The 16,515-nt window shown below is 65.6% G+C and carries 15 protein-coding genes; 9 read left to right on the top strand and 6 right to left on the bottom strand.

Annotated elements, in window-relative coordinates:
• Positions 1-356: 356 nt before the first annotated feature.
• From Q8Z05_RS19075 to Q8Z05_RS19065, 3 genes are all read right to left on the bottom strand, one after another.
• Entirely contained in the window at positions 357-1,517 is a 1,161-nt protein-coding gene (locus tag Q8Z05_RS19075; RefSeq protein WP_305941119.1) for a hypothetical protein, read from the bottom strand.
• Positions 1,507-1,914 (bottom strand): tyrosine-type recombinase/integrase, encoded by a 408-nt coding sequence (locus tag Q8Z05_RS19070; protein WP_305941118.1) that lies wholly within the window; start codon positions 1,912-1,914, stop codon positions 1,507-1,509. The genes Q8Z05_RS19075 and Q8Z05_RS19070 overlap by 11 nt, the downstream gene beginning before the upstream one ends.
• A 302-nt stretch (positions 1,915-2,216) precedes the next feature.
• The gene (locus Q8Z05_RS19065; protein WP_371745887.1) at positions 2,217-4,613 is read right to left on the bottom strand and encodes an ATP-binding cassette domain-containing protein; all 2,397 of its coding nucleotides are present in this window, start codon (positions 4,611-4,613) and stop codon (positions 2,217-2,219) included.
• Between the two features lie 149 nt (positions 4,614-4,762).
• Here Q8Z05_RS19065 and Q8Z05_RS19060 point away from each other — a divergent pair, with 149 nt between their 5' ends.
• Genes Q8Z05_RS19060 through Q8Z05_RS19050 form a run of 3 tightly spaced genes read left to right on the top strand, consistent with a single transcriptional unit; the run spans position 4,763 to position 7,844 of the window.
• The gene (locus Q8Z05_RS19060; protein ID WP_305941117.1) at positions 4,763-5,974 is read left to right on the top strand and encodes a type III polyketide synthase; all 1,212 of its coding nucleotides are present in this window, start codon (positions 4,763-4,765) and stop codon (positions 5,972-5,974) included.
• The gene (locus Q8Z05_RS19055; RefSeq protein WP_305941116.1) at positions 5,974-6,711 is read left to right on the top strand and encodes a class I SAM-dependent methyltransferase; all 738 of its coding nucleotides are present in this window, start codon (positions 5,974-5,976) and stop codon (positions 6,709-6,711) included. The genes Q8Z05_RS19060 and Q8Z05_RS19055 overlap by 1 nt, the downstream gene beginning before the upstream one ends.
• Positions 6,708-7,844, top strand: a complete 1,137-nt coding sequence (locus tag Q8Z05_RS19050; RefSeq protein WP_305941115.1) for an FAD-dependent oxidoreductase — start codon at positions 6,708-6,710, stop codon at positions 7,842-7,844. The genes Q8Z05_RS19055 and Q8Z05_RS19050 overlap by 4 nt, the downstream gene beginning before the upstream one ends.
• A gap of 46 nt (positions 7,845-7,890) precedes the next feature.
• Here Q8Z05_RS19050 and Q8Z05_RS19045 read toward each other — a convergent pair whose 3' ends face one another.
• Entirely contained in the window at positions 7,891-8,307 is a 417-nt protein-coding gene (locus tag Q8Z05_RS19045; protein WP_305941114.1) for a nuclear transport factor 2 family protein, read from the bottom strand.
• 57 nt (positions 8,308-8,364) lie between these two features.
• Here Q8Z05_RS19045 and Q8Z05_RS19040 point away from each other — a divergent pair, with 57 nt between their 5' ends.
• Both Q8Z05_RS19040 and Q8Z05_RS19035 read left to right on the top strand, forming a co-directional pair.
• On the top strand, positions 8,365-9,273 hold the full coding sequence (locus Q8Z05_RS19040) for a hypothetical protein (protein WP_305941113.1): 909 nt from the start codon (positions 8,365-8,367) through the stop codon (positions 9,271-9,273).
• A gap of 9 nt (positions 9,274-9,282) precedes the next feature.
• Positions 9,283-9,954 (top strand): peptide deformylase, encoded by a 672-nt coding sequence (locus tag Q8Z05_RS19035; RefSeq protein ID WP_305941112.1) that lies wholly within the window; start codon positions 9,283-9,285, stop codon positions 9,952-9,954.
• Here the strand turns inward: Q8Z05_RS19035 and Q8Z05_RS19030 are convergent.
• Positions 9,951-12,029 carry a S9 family peptidase gene (locus tag Q8Z05_RS19030; protein ID WP_305941111.1) on the bottom strand — a complete coding sequence of 693 codons (2,079 nt, stop codon included), beginning with the start codon at positions 12,027-12,029 and terminating at the stop codon, positions 9,951-9,953. The genes Q8Z05_RS19035 and Q8Z05_RS19030 overlap by 4 nt on opposite strands.
• 138 nt (positions 12,030-12,167) lie before the next feature.
• Between Q8Z05_RS19030 and Q8Z05_RS19025 the strand changes: the two genes are divergently transcribed.
• The 4 genes from Q8Z05_RS19025 (at position 12,168) to Q8Z05_RS19010 (ending at position 15,352) form a co-directional block, all read left to right on the top strand.
• Positions 12,168-13,031 (top strand): methyltransferase domain-containing protein, encoded by an 864-nt coding sequence (locus Q8Z05_RS19025; RefSeq protein ID WP_305941110.1) that lies wholly within the window; start codon positions 12,168-12,170, stop codon positions 13,029-13,031.
• A gap of 122 nt (positions 13,032-13,153) precedes the next feature.
• Positions 13,154-13,615 (top strand): NfeD family protein, encoded by a 462-nt coding sequence (locus Q8Z05_RS19020; protein ID WP_305941109.1) that lies wholly within the window; start codon positions 13,154-13,156, stop codon positions 13,613-13,615.
• 126 nt (positions 13,616-13,741) lie between these two features.
• Positions 13,742-14,740 (top strand): SPFH domain-containing protein, encoded by a 999-nt coding sequence (locus Q8Z05_RS19015; protein ID WP_305941108.1) that lies wholly within the window; start codon positions 13,742-13,744, stop codon positions 14,738-14,740.
• A gap of 264 nt (positions 14,741-15,004) precedes the next feature.
• Positions 15,005-15,352 (top strand): RNA polymerase-binding protein RbpA, encoded by a 348-nt coding sequence (locus Q8Z05_RS19010; RefSeq protein ID WP_011692034.1) that lies wholly within the window; start codon positions 15,005-15,007, stop codon positions 15,350-15,352.
• Between the two features lie 127 nt (positions 15,353-15,479).
• Here the strand turns inward: Q8Z05_RS19010 and Q8Z05_RS19005 are convergent, their stop codons facing one another.
• Entirely contained in the window at positions 15,480-16,217 is a 738-nt protein-coding gene (locus Q8Z05_RS19005; RefSeq protein ID WP_305941107.1) for a polyprenol monophosphomannose synthase, read from the bottom strand.
• Between the last annotated feature and the right edge of the window lie 298 nt (positions 16,218-16,515).

Raw genomic sequence — 16,515 nt, 5'->3', positions numbered from 1 at the left:
CGCTCCTGGGACTTCGGTGAATCTGATGCGAGTTAGCCCTTTGCTGTGGCAAGGTGTGCTCAACGGTCGCCCTGAGCGAAGGGAGCAAGGGTGTTCTTGCAGGGAGCAGTTCTCGCACTATTTGGCATCCTGTTCCTTCTTATGGGGCTGGCCGTAGCCTTCTTTCGGTCCGCCGTTTCCAAGGGGCATCGTAAATGGATGAGCATGATGGGCGGGCGTCCAGGGCGTCCATCAGACGAAGCAATGGCTCCAGGCACGTGGCTGGCGATAGGAGTTCTAGCAGCACTCATGGGCGCTGGGCTCCTTCTTGTTGGTTTGAACCTGCTCCTTCGCCATTGAGGAGCCGGCAGTCGCTTCTAATTCACTCTGACAGGAGCGATTGGTGCATAGCGGGACCATGGGTCGGCGGCGGCCGCGGCATGTTTTTGGGTGACTTGGTAGCTGTAGCCGAGCATTTCTGCCACGAGCGGTGCGGGGACTTCTTTGACTAGGCTGCGGAGGGATGCGTTGCGTGCGCCTAGGAGGTCTATTCCAATTTCCCTGAGACGCATCATGAGCGTGTTGGGGTGCAAGTGTTGCCCGGCGCGGTAGCCCGGGAAGAGCCACGGACTGCCGGAGCTGCTGCCGGTACGCATGTTGGGGCGTGAGGCGAGGTGTTCTGTGAGCAGTGAGGCGAAAGGTTCGGGCACTGGCGCTGGATGCTCTACCCCGAGTGACAGGCGAAGGCCACCGGGTGTGAGGATCACGTCGGTGCTTTTCATCGCGGCGATCTTCACTACTGGTTGGGCGTAGAGCAGCAAGAGAGTGGCGGCGACTCGGTAGGACAGGGTGTCGATGTCGTCGGTGAGGCAGGCCTTGAGCATGGCCAGCCGCTGACCCTGGGTGAGCAGCGGCACGGTCTTGGCCTGCCGGAAGCCGATGGTGATGTTGGTGCAGGTCCGGTTCTTCATCGCCCAGACGAAAAAGGTTCTGATGGCATGTCTGGTTGTGGGACCGTCGGCCAGCCAGGCGTCGACGTCGCCCTGGACGCAGGAGGCGGCCGTCCGTCCGTGGGTGAGCTGGAGCCAAGTCAGGAACTTGATGGTTTCGGTGATTTCCTGCTTCGCACTGTGCACGGGCCCGCGGGTGGGATTCCCGTCTGCAGAGAGGGCCCGGATGCGCCGCAGGTGATGCCAGCGGGCGAAGGACTCAATGGTTCGCCGAACCTCGGTGTCATCAATGTCGTCGAGCTTGCCGGGTAGCCACCGCTCAAAGAGCGCGAGGTAGTGGTCGCGGACCGGGAGTAGGTTGTGGTGGGTGAGCAGGCTGCGCAGGTGCTCCACCCGTAGGCTGTTGGGTTCCCTGTCCAGCGCCTCGTGACTGAGCGGGATGTTTCCGGTGGCGAGTCGCTCGAGCAGTTCGCGGACACCGGGTTTGCGGAGCCAGGTGAGGATGCTTTCGGGGCGCTGCGCTCCGCAGAGCGCGGCGAGCAGTTTCGCTGCCGCCGTTTCCGTGCCCTGGGACTCATCAACGTGCATCAGCGCTGTGAGGTCGCTCCGGAGTGAGCAGCGGGCACAGGTGTTGTGACGGTAGTGCTCGGTTTCCGTCCCGCAGCCGGCGCAGTGTTTTAATCTTGTAGTCGCTGGAGACGGAGGTGTAGAGGGCAGTCGTTGAGGCGTGCTCATGCCCGGCCTGGTGCTGGACGAACAAAGCGTCCATGCCTGATTCGATCAGGTGGGTGACGTAGGAGCGGCGCAGCGAGTGGATGTCCAGGCCGGGGGAGAGGCCCAGGACCTCGCAGTACCGGTTAAACCTTCGGTTCAGCGCCGTCTCCGAAACAAGGGTGCCCCGTTCGGAAGGGAACAGGTCCACCCCATCGGTCATGTGCGGGTGGCCGTGTTCCAGCCAGTCGGCAACGATTTCCGTGCGGGGCATCCAAGATCAACGTCATGTGGCTTTGCGCGCCCCGTCAATGCTTTTAGGAATGCCCTGCGCCGACTCAGTGCGAAGTGTTTCCGCAGGTCAGAGGCACTTTACGAAGCTGAATGACTACGTGGCGGCGAGTCGCAGCCGGAGGAGCGGTGATCATGCATCAGATGCAATAATCACTGTTCTACTTTACATAATGTAGATTATCGGCGTTTTGGGTGGAAGTCCGGCCACGTGAAGAGGGGCACATTTCTGAGCCGTGATCAGGCCGTGATTTTCGCCGTCCCGTTCAGTCATTGACGTGCGTTTCAGCCGCCGACGTACGCAGCGAGGTGTTCGCCAGTAAGCGTCGACCGGCTGGCCACCAGTTCGGCCGGGGTGCCTTCGAAGACGATCAGGCCGCCGTCGTGGCCGGCGCCCGGGCCGAGGTCGATGATCCAGTCTGCGTGCGCCATGACCGCCTGATGGTGCTCGATCACAATGACCGACTTGCCCGAGTCGACGAGCCGGTCGAGCAAACCCAACAGCTGCTGGACGTCGGCAAGGTGCAGGCCCGTGGTCGGCTCGTCGAGGACGTAGACGTCACCCTGTTCGGCCATCTGGGCAGCCAGCTTGAGCCGCTGCCGCTCACCGCCGGACAGCGTAGTGAGCGGCTGGCCCAGGCTGAGGTAGCCCAGTCCCACGTCGGACAGCCTGGCAAGGATTTTGTGGGCTGCCGGGACCTTCGCCTCCTCGGAATCGAAGAACCCCGTGGCCTCGGTGACGGGCATCTCCAGCACCTCGGCGATGTTCCTGCCGCCCAGCGTGTATTCCAGCACAGAGGCCTGGAACCGCCGGCCCTCGCAGTCCTCGCAGGGAGATTCGACCGTGGCCATCACACCGAGTTCGGTGAAAATGACGCCGGCGCCGTTGCAGGTGGGACAGGCCCCCTCGGAGTTGGAGCTGAAAAGCGCCGGCTTGACCCCGTTGGCCTTCGCGAACGCCTTGCGGATCGGTTCGAGCAGGCCTGTGTACGTGGCCGGGTTGCTGCGGCGCGAGCCTTTGATGGCGGCCTGGTCGATCACCACCACCCCGTCGCGGCCGGCAACAGAGCCGTGGATCAGTGAGCTCTTGCCGGAACCTGCCACACCCGTCACGACGCAGAGCACGCCAAGCGGGATGTCCACATCCACATCCTGGAGGTTGTGCGTCGAGGCGCCGCGGATGTCCAGCTTGCCGGCCGCGGAGCGCATGGACTCCTTCAGCGCCGCGCGGTCGTCGAGGTGGCGCCCGGTAATGGTGTCGCTCCCCCGCAGTCCCTCGACTGATCCTTCGAAACACAGCGTGCCGCCGGCGGTACCCGCTCCGGGGCCCAGATCGACGACGTGGTCCGCGATGGTGATGGTCTCCGGCTTGTGCTCGACCACCAGCACGGTGTTGCCCTTGTCGCGCAGCTGCAGCAGGAGCCGGTTCATCCGCTCGATGTCGTGTGGGTGCAGGCCGATACTCGGCTCGTCGAAGACGTACGTGACGTCCGTAAGCGACGACCCCAGGTGCCGGATCATCTTGGTCCGCTGCGCCTCTCCCCCGGACAGCGTTCCCGCCGGCCGGTTGAGCGAGAGATAGCCAAGGCCGATTTCGGCGAACGAGTCAAGCAGGTGCTGCAGGCCCTTAAGCAAGGGCGCGACCGACGGCTCGTTGAGGTCGCGGATCCAGTCGGCCAGGTCGGTGATCTGCATCTCGCAGAGCTCGGCGATGTTCTTGCCTTGGATCTTCGAGGTCAGGACGTCCTTGGTCAGCCGCGTACCGTTGCAGTCGGGACAGGTCTGGAACGTCACCGCCCGTTCGACGAACCGGCGCACGTGCGGCTGCATGGCCTCCGGGTCCTTGGACAGCATCGACTTCTGCATCTTGGGGATGATCCCCTCATAGGTGAGGTTGATGCCTTCGACTTTGATCTTCGTCGGTTCGGCGTACAGCATCGTGTCGAGCTGCTTCTTGGTGAACGTGGCGATCGGCTTGTCCATCGGCAGGCCGACCCCCTCGAACAGCCGGCCGTACCAGCCGTCCATCGAGTAGCCGGGAACCATGAGGGCGCCGTCGCTGAGGGTCTTGCTGTCGTCGTACAAAGCGGTGAGGTCGATGTCGCTGACGTTGCCCATGCCTTCGCACCTTGGGCACATGCCGCCCAGGTAGACGGCCTGGCTGACGACGCTCTTCTCGACGCGGCCGCCCCTGTCGGTAGACATGACGCCGCTCGCCTTGCGCGTGGGCACGTTGAAAGAATAGGCAGTCGGCGGGCCCACATACGGGGTCCCGAGACGGCTGTACAGGATCCGGAGCATCGCGTTGGCGTCGGTGGCCGTGCCCACCGTGGACCGCGGGTTGGCACCCATCCGCTCCTGGTCAACGATGATGGCCGTGGTCAGGCCCTCGAGGAAGTCGACGTCGGGCCGGGCCAGGTTGGGCATGAATCCCTGCACGAACGCGCTGTAAGTCTCGTTGATCATCCGCTGCGACTCGGCTGCGATCGTCGCGAACACCAGCGAGCTCTTGCCCGAGCCGGAGACGCCCGTGAAAACCGTCAGCCGCCGCTTCGGGATCTCCAGGCTGATGTCCTTGAGGTTGTTCTCCCGTGCGCCCTGCACCCGGATCAGATCGTGGGTGTCGGCCACGTGCTGCTGCGCTGGCGACTGCGGGTCCGTCTGCTGGGTGGCCATGCTCATCGTGTCTCCATCTGTCAATCAGGCGCAGCCTTCGTGGCTTTTGCCGGCATCACCTGGCTCTATCTAACCAGCTTCGGGCATTCCGGCGGCTAACCTACGCGTTGGTAAGCCACCATTGTCTTAAGGCCGAAGCTCACTGAGAATGAACCATGACGGTCTACATGAGGTCCCTGGAAACTGCTGTCCCGCCCACCGTACTCATCCAGTCTGAAGCCCGTGATGTTTTTGCTGCCCAGCCGGGGCTGACCAGGCTGGGTTCCCGGCTGGTGAACACGTGTTTTGACTCCGCAGCCATTGACACCCGGTACACGGCGGTCACCGAGCTCACCAAAGACAGCCGGGCGGACAATCCGCAGTTCTTCGACCCGGACACCGGCCTTGTGCTGAGTCCCAGCACAAAGGTCCGGAACGACATTTTCGGCCGTGAGGCCACCAAACTGTTTGTGGAATCCGCCCGGGCCGCACTGGATGCCTGCCCCGGCATCGGCCCGGCTGACATCACCCATCTGGTGACCGTCTCCTGCACCGGCTTCTTCAACCCGGGCCCGGACTACAAAATCGTCCGCGCGCTGGGGCTGAATCCTGCCGTGCAGCGCTACCACCTCGGCTTCATGGGCTGCTACGCGGCGTTTCCGGCGTTGCGTGCCGCCAAATCCTTCTGCGAAGCAGACCCGGGCGCCGTTGTCCTGGTTGTCTGCGCCGAGCTCTGCTCCCTCCACGTCCGCACGTCCAACGATCCGGACACCATCATGGGCTCGGCCCTGTTTGCGGACGGCGCCGCGGCGGCGGTCATCTCCGCCCGGGACATCCCGGACGGCACCGCCCTGTTGCGGCTGGACCACTTCGAAACCGTGCTCACACCAGTGGGCGAGGAGTCCATGGCCTGGAACATCGGCGACGAAGGCTTCGAGATGGTGCTGGGCAACTACGTTCCCCACATCATCGACGACCACATCATCGGCGCCCTGGAGCCGCTGCTTTCCCGCGATGAAACCCTGCGCGGACTCCCCTACCGGGACATCACCCACTGGGCCATCCACCCCGGCGGGCGAAGCATCCTCGATAAAGTGCAGTCCAGGCTCGAGCTCACTGACGAGCAGCTGGTTCCTGCCCGGGAGACACTCCGCAACTTCGGCAACATGAGCAGCGCCACAGTGCTCTTTGTCCTCAAGCACATCGCCGGGCTCCCGCCGCAGGACGGCGATGAACGCATCTGTTCCATGGCGTTCGGCCCAGGTCTCACGGTGGAAACGGCGATGTTCACCAAGGTACGAGCACTTCAAGGGGATGCCGCACCGGCGTCCCGGGAGCTCTCCTCAGCGCGCCAGACAACAGCACGGACTGAGCCGTCACTCCTCTGATGGCCGCCCACTTGATGGCCGCCTTTGGATGGCTGCGCGATCGCGACGTCAATGCGGTGGAAGAGATGGACCGTCCCGGGTGTGACCCTGCCAGGCTGGACCGGACCTACGCACAATTCGCGGTGGTTAACAGGGCAGTCTCCGGCTGGCGCAGGATCTACCGGGCGCATATCCGGCCCGTCCTTTCCGCCACAGGGGTGACAACCCTGCTGGATATCGGCTGCGGCGGCGGGGATGTGCCCGTGCTGCTGGCGGCGTGGGCGGCCCGGGAGGGGCTGAGGCTGGAGATCACCGCCATTGATCCGGACCCCAGGGCCTTTGAGTTCGCCCTCCGCCGCGGGCACGTGGACGGTGTGACGTTCCGGCAGGCGTCCACAGGGGATCTGGCAGCAGAAGGGCAACGCTACGACGTCGTCGTATCCAATCACGTCCTGCACCACCTGGAGAAGGTCGAACTGCCCCAGTTCCTGGCCGAGTCGGCGATGTTGTCGCTCCGCACCGTCCTTCACAACGACATCCGCCGCAGCCCCGCCGCGTATGCGTTGTTCTACGCGGCATCCTGGCCCTTTCCCCGGTCGTACATCAGGGAGGACGGACTGACGTCCATCCGGCGCAGCTACACCGCCGCGGAACTCCGGGCGGCTGCTCCCCCGGGCTGGTCCGTGACGCCACGCCCGCCCTTCCGCAACCTCCTCATGCTGAACCGGGACCGACCTGAACCGGACCGCCCGCGGTGATTGACGTCGTCGTGGTGGGCGGCGGCCCGGTAGGGCTGTACCTGGCGGCTCTGCTGCTGCAGTCCGGTGTGACGGTCCGCGTCCTCGAACGGCGCACGGAGCCCGGCACCCATTCCCGTGCCGGAGGCATCCATCCCCCGGCGCTGGAGGCACTCGACGGCGTGGGAGTCGCGGCCGGCCTGGTGTCGGACGGTGTCCGGATCCGCCGCGGCGTCGCCATCGGCGGCGGCGTGGAACTGGCCGAGATGTCCTTTGACGCCGTGTCCGCGAACTACCCGTTCGTGTTGTCGGTACCGCAGACCCGCACCGAAGCTGCCTTGGAACGGCGCGTGCAGGAACTGGACGGCGCAGCGTTGCTGCGCGGAGCCACCGTGACGGGAATTTACGACGAAGGCTCGGCCGTTGCGGTGGATACCCTCACTGCAGCGGGGGAATCCCGGATACATGCCTCCCTGGCCGTGGCCGCGGACGGGGGCCGCTCCACGGTGAGGCAATGGCTGGGCGCTCCGGCCCCGCTCAAGGTGTACCCCGACAGGTACCTCATGGGAGATTTCGCCGACAGCACGGCGTTCGGCCCGGACGCGGCACTTTTCCTGGAAGCACCAGGGATCGTGGAGTCCTTTCCGCTGCCGGGAGGGGTTCGCCGGTGGGTGGCCAGACTGCCTGGAACAGGCCCGCACGCGCCCACTGCCGGTTCCCTGGCCCGGATCGTGCGGGAGCGGACGGGCATACCCGTCGACGCTGGCACCAATTCGATGCTGAGCAGCTTTGGTGTCCGGTCACGCCTGGTGAAGCGAATGATCCACGGCCGGATTTCGCTGATCGGTGACGCTGCCCACCAGATCAGTCCCATCGGCGGCCAGGGCATGAACCTGGGCTGGCTGGATGCTGCCGAGCTGGCGCCGCTCATCCTCGGCCGGTTGGCGGGCGCTGCGCGGGAGATCGATTTCGGGGGCTTCGAGAGACACCGGTTGCAGGCGGCCGCGAAGGCGGTCCGGCAGTCCGAAATCAACATGGCGCTGGGGCGGCCCCTGCCGCGGCCGCTGTGGAACATACGGAACCGGCTGATCACGGGTGCCGCCGGCATGCCGGCCATCAATTCACGCGTCGCCGCCCGGTTCACCATGCACTAGCGGTTTTCCTTCACCTAATGCCCGGTCCGCATCCCCGGCACCCTGTTCATTCCGTGTCTGCGTCACCGGTGAAGTAGCAGTCGTAACTGTCCTGGCTGGCGATCCGGCCTTCCCGGACTTCAAACACCGACGTGGTCCGGGCACGGATGGTTTCGCCGGCGTCCCAGTAGCGCAGGTCCATCAGGAGCGAGGCCGACCAGTCAACTTCCAGCACCACGCGGCTGCCTTCGCAGGTGGTCCGCCGGACCTCGAATCGCTGGCGGGACACCACGTGGCGGCTCTGCTCCGCCCCGGCCAGCACCTGCTCACGGGTGCGCGTGGACCCTTCCGGAGCAAGCACATGCGGCGCTTCGACCAGGGTGAAGTCCTCGGCAAGGAAGCTCTCCACGTCTGCTGCGCCGCCGCCGGCTTCAATGGCACGCACGAATCCCAGGACACAGTTGAGCGGCGTCTGTTCAGTCATGGAACGAGGGTAGCCCATCGACCGGCCTCCGATTCAGCGGGCCCTTAGACTGCTGGCATGGACGGGGCAGCCCAAGGGAGGCGATGGCGGACAGCGGCAGCCGCCGTCGTACTTGCTGCCCTGGTGGCAGGGGCAACGGCACAGGGCTGCAGTCCGGAACCGCAGGCGCCCGCGCTCAGTGCCGAACTCAACCAGTTCAGGGACAACTACGGGACAAAGATCATCCAGATCCAGCTCAGCAACACGTCCTCGGCGCCCGTCACGGTCTTCAACGCCGAGGTGTCGAGTGCCCTGTTCCCGGCAGGTACCAGGTGGGCCAATGAGCCACAGGGCACAGAGGTGCCGCCGGGCCAGACCAAGAGCCTTCCGGCCACGCTCCCGGCGCCCTCCTGCAGCATCTCCGGGACGGATGACGAGGCGGGCACCTCCGCAGGCGCGGGACCGGCCGACATCACGGTGTCCGTGCGCGCTGGTTCCACAACCAGTGAGGTGAAACTCCTCGCCGCAGACCCGTTCGGCGTCCTGGCGCGGAACCATTCTGAACTGTGCCTCGCGCAGTATGCCGGCCAGATCGCCCGGATAAACCTCGCCCCGGAACTGAAGGTGGCGGCGGACGGCCGGACCGCCGTCGTACGCCTTCAGGTGACGCCGCACGGGGCGCGGAAAGGAACACCGGACGCCCTGACCATTGAACGCATCGAGGGCACCACACTCCTGGCCGAAGTCCCGGACAGTCCGTGGCCGCGGGATGTCAGGGTGGTCGCCGGCGGGGATCCCGAAGAATTCCGTCTCCACATACGGCCGGCCCGATGTGATCCGCATGCCGTCGCGGAGGACAAAGTGGGCACCCTGCTGCCTGTCCGGCTCAGTGTCGGCGGACGCCGCGGGACGCTCAAGGTGGCCGCCGGCGTTGCCCTGAAGGGCCGGATTTACGAGTTCGCCTCGGCTGCCTGCGGAGCACACTAGGCTTTTCCCATGCTTCATGTCGCGAACCCCACGCCGTTCAGCGCCGCGCGGATCCGGGAAACAGTCCAGGAGATCCTTGCCGCGGGAGTGCTTCCGCCCATCGTCCAGGCCGGCCATCCGGTACTCCGGCAGCAGGCAGCCGCGTACGACGGCCAACTGGACAGCGCTGACCTCGCGGCGCTCATTGCACTGATGCGCGAGGTGATGCATGCCGCTCCGGGCGTCGGCCTGGCGGCCCCGCAGCTGGGCATCCCGCTGCAGCTCGCGGTGCTCGAGGACCAGTACGACGTCGACGCCGAAACATCCGCCGTCCGCCGCCGGTCACCGCTGGAGTTCTTCGCGGTCATCAACCCGTCGTACACACCCGTGGGGAGCGGCGCGGCGGAGTTTTACGAAGGCTGCCTGTCACTCCAGGGCCTGCAGGCAGTGGTGGCGCGGCACGAGTCCGTCCGCCTCGATTTCACCGACGTAGACGGGGCCGTGCGGCAGCAGGAATTCTCCGGCTGGCAGGCGCGGATCGTGCAGCATGAAACCGACCACCTGCAAGGCATCCTCTATATCGACAAAGCTGAGCTGCGCTCCTTGAGCAACAACGCCGAATACGGCCTCCGCTGGGCCCAACCGGACATCCGGCTCGCCCGGCAGGAATTGGGGTTTCTGCCGGACGTACCCGCGGACTAGGGGTTGGCCCGGGTGGGCAGGTAGCGGGCCCACCACCGCAGGATCTCTTCGAAGCGCTGTTTGCGGTGGTGCGGGGTGCCGGACCGGGAAAGCTCATGGTTCTCCCCCGGGAACACGAGGAAGGCGGCGTCAACACCCTGCTGCTTCAGCGCCGTGAAGTACCGCTGGCCCTGTTCCACCGGGCAGCGGAGGTCTTCCTCGCTGTGGATGACCAGCGAGGGCGTGCGCACGCTGCGGACTGTTGCCATGGGGCTCTGCGCCGCCATCTGTTCTTCCGTGCTGCCGGTGTATTCGCCGCCGAAGAACCAGCCGATATCCGAGGATCCGATGAAGCTCACCGGATCCAGGAAACCGCGCTCCACGATGGCCGCCTTGAAACGGTGGTCCTGGCTGATGGTCCACGCCGTGAGGTAGCCGCCGTAGGAACCTCCCATGATTCCGAGCGCACCGCCGTCGAGCTCCTGGAACTTGGCTAGGGCACCGTCGAGGAAGGACAGCACATCCTGCATGTCCACGGTCCCCATTTTTTCCTTGATGGCCCGGCCGTGGGCCTGACCGTAACCGGCAGAACCCCGGGGGTTGCACATGAGCACCGCGTAGCCGGCCGCGGCGTACACCTGGGCCTCATCGAACAGCGCCACGGTGTACTGCGCGAAGGGCCCGCCGTGGATGTTCAGCAGGACGGGGTGCGGTCCTTTCCCGGGCGGCAATACCAGCCAGCCGTGGACCGGATAGCCGTCGGCCGAGGCGAACGTCAGCTCCCGCGGTTCGATGATCTCGGCCCGCAGGCGAAGCTCCACCGAAAAATCCGTCAGCAGCCTCAGCTGGCCGTCCTCCAGGGCAGCGACGTCCCCCGCTGTGGATGCATCCGAGAAACTGACCACCACCGGGCCGCCGCCCGCGGAGGCGGCGCCGGTGACCACGCGGTCGCCATGGACCAGCAGCGAGTGGTTGCCCGTCGCCCCGAACTCCAGCAGCTCCACCGTGCCCTGCGCGTTGTTGAGCAGCAACACCGAATCCGGGCCGCGGAGCTCCAGTCCGCCGGCGCCTCCGGCGAGGTCCATCGTTTCCACGTCGCTGAGGATCCCCGCCTCCCCGCCGTCCGCCGGCATCACGTGGAGGGCAGTGTTCCGTGCCACGAAGTCCTGGCCGGACGGGCCAAGTTCCTGGGCAAGGAAGAACAGCCACTTCCCGTCCCTGGACTGGCGTGCCGCGGCGACCGTCTGCCGGCCGCTGTTGGTTGCTTTGACGGCTTCGGGCTCTCCTCCCGAGACGCTGACACGGTATATGCCGACCTCAAGATCGTGGTCGCTGCCCTCATGGAGGGCGGCGACGAAGTACACAAAGCGTCCGTCCGTGCTGAACGATTCACCGCTGTGGTCTGTCGCCGCGAATGTCAGTTGGCGGGCCTGCGGGAGCAGGCTGTCGGCGGCTGTGTCTTCTGCGTTTTTGGCTGAATCGGGCTCAGGGCCGTCTTTCGAAATCGCGCCTTGCGCTGCCTTGCGGGCCTTCAAGACGCGGCCTGCGGGCGCCACACGTGGTTCCTCGTCCAGCTCGGGGACGTCTACGATGTACAGCTGGACGGGCTTGTCCGCCGTGTAGCCGACGCCGTTCATCCGGTATTTATAGTCCGTGATGAGCCTTGCGTCCTCGGCGCCGGCGGACACGCCGTCCAGCGTGCCGTACCGGCCGTCGTCGGGCGTTCTGGCACCGAAGACAATGCTGTGCGAATCGGGCGACCAGGCAAAGGAGGAGACGCCGAGCCTGGCGTTGGTCAGGACCTGCGGTTCGCCGCCGGACGCTTCCACAACGTGAAGCTGCGGTTTGCCGTCGGCGGTGGCGCGAAGGAATGCCAGCACCAGCCCGTCCGGCGAGAAGGCAGGCGCTGTGTCCCGGAAGCCGCGGGTCAGCCGGCGTGGCAGCTTCTCCGGGTCCAGCGGCACAGTCCATAGCTGGCCAACGTAGCTGTCGGCATCGAAATCAGGGCGGATGACCGAAACCACGGCCCTGGTGCCGTCCGGGTGGGCGGCCGGGGCAGAAACGGACTTCAGCAGCGGCAGATCTTCAGGTTTCACGCTTGTGAGCCTAACCGCTCGCGCACGGCCTGTGAAACAACTCACGTGTCCCGCGCCGGCGGATGCCGCCGCGATCCAGGGAGTCGCCTGCCGGGATCCCGGGAGGCTGCCGCGCCGGCGGCCCCTAGGATGGGGAGCATGCTTTCCGACGCCGTCCGCTCCCTCCTGTGCCCCGTCTGCCGGAACAGCCTGACTCTGTTCGCGGCTTCTGGCGGCAGCCGGCTGACCTGCCCTCAGGGCCACAGCTTCGACGCAGCCAGGCAGGGCTATTTCAACATGCTGGTGGGCAAGGGAACTGTCTTCGAGGCCGATACCGCCGCCATGGTGGCAGCGCGCTTCGACTTTCTTTCCAAGGGGCACTACCGGCCCCTGGCCGAGGCGGTCGCTGAACTGGCCCGTCCCGCGCTGCGCGGGCCGCAGCCCACGGTGCTGGATGCCGGCACGGGCACCGGGCACTACCTGCACGCATTGCTGGCCGCTGTCCCTGCCGGTGCCATCGGTCTGGATATTTCCAAGTTCGCGCTGCGGCGCGCGGCCCGGTTGAATCCCGACGCCGTCAACCTGGTCAGCGATGTTTGGCAGCCGCTTCCGGTCGCGGACGCCGCCGTCGACGTGGTCACGGTGGTTTTCGCCCCGAGGAACGCCGCCGAATTCGCCCGGGTGCTTCGTCCCGGCGGGCGCCTGATTGTGGTGACCCCGCGGCCCGGCCACCTCGCGGAAATCGCGGATCAGGCCGGCATGCTCGGCATTGAGCCGGCCAAGGAGGAACGGCTTGCGGGCAGCCTTGAGGGTCACTTTGCGGCGCACTCCACCCGGGAGCTGGACCTCGAACTGGGACTCGGACCCGACGACGTCCGCAACCTCGCGCTCATGGGGCCCGCCGGGCATCATCTGGACCCGGCAGCACTGGAAGGCCTCGTTGGCACACTGCCGCCCGTCACCAAGGTCTCGGCCAGGTTCCGAATGAGCGTTTTCGTGCCCCTGCAGCGGCCGTCCGCATAACGACTTGACTACTTTCCAAACGTGCCCAACAGTCCCCTCCTGCGCCCCATGGCTTCGGTCTAGGATGGAAGAACAGTTACTGAGGGCCTGCTTCCGCAGCTCCCGGGACGAAGGGGGTAGGCATGTTTGAGTGGCTTGGCGAGAACTGGTGGGCGCTGTGGCTCACCGTATTCCTGGCGTTCGCCGTCGTGGAGATGCTGACGCTGGACCTGTTCTTCATCATGCTCGGCGGCGGAGCGCTGGCCGGACTGCTGGCTGATTTCGCCGGCGCCGATTTCTGGCTGCAGATCGTGGTTTTCTGCGTTGTTTCCCTGCTCATGGTGGTCTTTGTTCGACCCGTGGCGCTGAAGCACCTGAAGAAGGGCCCCGCTGAACAACGCACCAACATCGACCGCCTGATCGGCGAATCCGCCCTCGTCATGGAGACCGTCAGCAGCTCCTCCGGCCTGGTCAAGATCGGCGGCGACGTCTGGAGCGCACGCTCCGAGAACGGAGTCCTGAACGCCGGGCAGAAGGTCGTTGTATCCGCCATTGAAGGAGCCACGGCGGTCGTGGCGCCGCAGCCGGAAACGGCCGTCCAGTAGTGCCGGCAGTCAAGCAGTACACGCAAACGTAGGCAGGAACACTTTTCCGGCAGCCGCCACCGGCGCCGGTCACGCGGCAGATTAGCCGCACCATGGCAAGGCACATAACTGGGGAATAGGTGATGTATGGATATCGCAGTCGCAATCGTGCTGCTGGTTCTTGTTGCGTTTGTAATAATAGTGCTGGTCCGGTCGGTGCGGATCGTCCCGCAGGCCCGCGCCGGCGTCGTCGAGCGGCTCGGCAAATACCAGCGGACCCTGCTCCCCGGCCTCACCATCCTCATTCCCTTCGTGGACAGGCTCCTGCCGCTCCTGGATCTCCGCGAGCAGGTCGTCTCATTCCCCCCGCAGCCGGTCATCACCGAGGACAACCTCGTCGTCTCCATTGACACAGTGGTCTATTTCCAGGTGACTGACGCGCGGGCGGCCACGTACGAGATTGCGAACTACATCCAGGCGGTGGAACAGCTCACCACCACCACACTTCGAAACGTGGTTGGCGGCCTGAACCTTGAAGAGGCCCTGACCTCCCGCGACCAGATCAACGGCCAGCTGCGCGGCGTCCTGGATGAAGCGACGGGGCGCTGGGGCATCCGCGTTTCCCGTGTGGAGCTCAAGGCCATCGACCCGCCCCACTCCATCCAGGACTCGATGGAGAAGCAGATGCGGGCGGAGCGCGACCGCCGCGCCGCCATCCTGACCGCCGAGGGAACAAAGCAGTCGGCCATCCTGACCGCTGAAGGCCAGCGTCAGTCCTCCATCCTCAAAGCGGAGGGCGACGCCAAGGCCGCCATCCTCCGGGCTGACGGCGAAGCCCAGGCCATCCAGAAGGTCTTCGACGCGATCCACAAGGGCAACCCGGACCAGAAGCTGCTGGCGTACCAGTACCTCCAGACCCTGCCTAAGCTGGCCGAAGGTTCCTCCAATAAGCTCTGGATCATCCCCAGCGAAGTCGGCGAAGCCCTGAAAGGCATCGGCAACGCCCTCGGCGGCACCAATCCGGACCCCCGGACAGGCGGCCTTTTCGACGGCGGAACTGCGGCCGGCAACAACGCCGGCAGCGACGCCGGCACTGACGCCGGATCCGGCGGCACACGGGCCGACGAGCCGCGGCTGCCGCTGTAATAACCCGGCAGGACCGGTCAGGGGAGGCATCCGCAGGTGCGGGTGCCTCCCCTGTTCCGGCCCGCGTCATCGCCCGGCTTTACGGGCCCGGGCCGGACCCCGTATAATAGTATATTTGTCCGGCTGGTTCAGACCTGCTGGAACAATCAAGCTTGGCAGAGCGTTGTGTCTAAAGATGCAATGCAGTGCAAACAGTAGTCCGTGGCGTGAGCTGCCCCGGCTAGCGCGGGGCCTGACTCCGCGAACCGACCAAAGGGAGAAATCATGAGCGATCGCAGCCTCCGGGGCATGCGTCTTGGCGCACAGAGCATGGAGACCGAATCCGGTGTTGAGCCGGCTCCGCGCCAGCGGGTTGAGTACCGTTGCGAGGACGGCGAGCAGGTCTTCGTTACCTTCTCCTCCGAAGCCGAGATTCCTCCGGTGTGGGTTTCAAAGACCGGCAAGGAAGCCTTGCTCGTGGACGGCGAACGCCCCATCAACAGCAACGAGAAGGCAGTGCGTACGCACTGGGACATGCTTCTGGAACGCCGTTCCCTGCCTGAGCTCGAGCAGATCCTCGAAGACCGCCTGACCATTCTGCGGGAACGCCGCGGCGAACGGCGTTCAGCTTAATACGGCTCAGCAACGGGGCGTCGTAGCCCAAACAAAGGGCCGGGCCCGTACCCTCCGCGAGAGGCTACGGGCCCGGCCCTTTTGTTGTCCCGGACGTGATGGGTGCAACCCGGTCCTGAGGGGTGGGCTAAGAGGCTGAGCCCCGGCGGGTGAGCTTATTCCAGCGGGCGGCGAGCCCCCACCTGGTGACGTTGATCATGGCTTCCACCACAATGTTGCCGCTCATCTTGGAGGCTCCGAGCTCGCGCTCCACAAAGGTGATGGGGCGTTCCACAATCTTCAGGCCCATCTTGGCCACCCGCCAGGCGAGGTCCACCTGGAACCCGTAGCCCACGGAGTCCACCTGGTCCAGGTTGAGCTTCTCAAGCGTCGTCCGCCGGAAGGCCCGGTATCCGCCGGTGACATCCTTGATCTTGAGTCCCAGCATCAGCCGGGCATATGTGCTGCCGATCCGGGAGATTGCCTGCCGGTACAGCGGCCAGTTGACCACGCTGCCTCCCGGCACCCAGCGTGAACCCATGGCCAGGTCGGCGCCCTCTTCCACGGCGTCCAGAAGCTGCTGCAGCTGCTCAGGCTGGTGTGAACCGTCCGCGTCCATTTCCACAAGGATGTCGTACCCGGCGTCGAGGCCCCATTTGAAGCCGGCGATGTAGGCGGCGCCCAGTCCGGCCTTGCCTTGGCGGTGCAGTACGTGGACCTGGCTGTCTTCGGCAGCGATGCGGTCCGCCAGCTGTCCGGTGCCGTCCGGGCTGTTGTCGTCCACCACCAGCACATCGGAAGCCGGAACGGCCGCACGCAGGCGCGCGAGTGTCTTGGGCAACGATTCCAGCTCGTTGTAGGTGGGGATGATGGTGAGGACACGCACAGCGAGGCCCTTTCCTTGATGGGAGCGGTCACGCGCCAGGAAGCACAACACAGAAGTGCCGGGCTTAAGGCGCAAGTCACCATTATAGGGAGTTTGCGCTGCCCAGGCGCGTTACAGGGGCAGGCCGCGGGCAGGTCCACGTGCCTCGGGCCAGTTCCAGCCGGATGCGGCCTGCCTCGGCGGAACTGTTTTCTGCTGCACAGTGGACCTGCCCCTGGACTGCCACGGCGTGGCCCGTCGTCAGGTCCGAACGGGGCATCCTGCCGGCGGGTCGCGTGGCCAGACGGAACCGCGCGAT

The organism is Arthrobacter oryzae (genome assembly GCF_030718995.1).
GTDB classification, from domain to species: domain Bacteria; phylum Actinomycetota; class Actinomycetes; order Actinomycetales; family Micrococcaceae; genus Arthrobacter; species Arthrobacter oryzae_C.
Note: the sequence above shows the minus strand (reverse complement) of the source record. Positions and strands in the feature narration are given on the sequence as shown.

Excerpts from the sequence above, each read along its gene's own strand:
- Q8Z05_RS19070 (WP_305941118.1), bottom strand. The coding sequence starts at position 1,914 with ATGCCCCGCACGGAAATCGTTGCCGACTGGCTGGAACACGGCCACCCG.
- Q8Z05_RS19075 (WP_305941119.1), bottom strand. The coding sequence starts at position 1,517 with ATGCACGTTGATGAGTCCCAGGGCACGGAAACGGCGGCAGCGAAACTG.
- Q8Z05_RS19035 (WP_305941112.1), top strand. The coding sequence starts at position 9,283 with ATGCTTCATGTCGCGAACCCCACGCCGTTCAGCGCCGCGCGGATCCGG.
- Q8Z05_RS19040 (WP_305941113.1), top strand. The coding sequence starts at position 8,365 with ATGGACGGGGCAGCCCAAGGGAGGCGATGGCGGACAGCGGCAGCCGCC.
- Q8Z05_RS19045 (WP_305941114.1), bottom strand. The coding sequence starts at position 8,307 with ATGACTGAACAGACGCCGCTCAACTGTGTCCTGGGATTCGTGCGTGCC.
- Q8Z05_RS19010 (WP_011692034.1), top strand. The coding sequence starts at position 15,005 with ATGAGCGATCGCAGCCTCCGGGGCATGCGTCTTGGCGCACAGAGCATG.
- Q8Z05_RS19065 (WP_371745887.1), bottom strand. The coding sequence starts at position 4,613 with ATGAGCATGGCCACCCAGCAGACGGACCCGCAGTCGCCAGCGCAGCAG.
- Q8Z05_RS19055 (WP_305941116.1), top strand. The coding sequence starts at position 5,974 with ATGGCCGCCCACTTGATGGCCGCCTTTGGATGGCTGCGCGATCGCGAC.
- Q8Z05_RS19015 (WP_305941108.1), top strand. The coding sequence starts at position 13,742 with ATGGATATCGCAGTCGCAATCGTGCTGCTGGTTCTTGTTGCGTTTGTA.
- Q8Z05_RS19060 (WP_305941117.1), top strand. The coding sequence starts at position 4,763 with ATGACGGTCTACATGAGGTCCCTGGAAACTGCTGTCCCGCCCACCGTA.
- Q8Z05_RS19020 (WP_305941109.1), top strand. The coding sequence starts at position 13,154 with ATGTTTGAGTGGCTTGGCGAGAACTGGTGGGCGCTGTGGCTCACCGTA.
- Q8Z05_RS19025 (WP_305941110.1), top strand. The coding sequence starts at position 12,168 with ATGCTTTCCGACGCCGTCCGCTCCCTCCTGTGCCCCGTCTGCCGGAAC.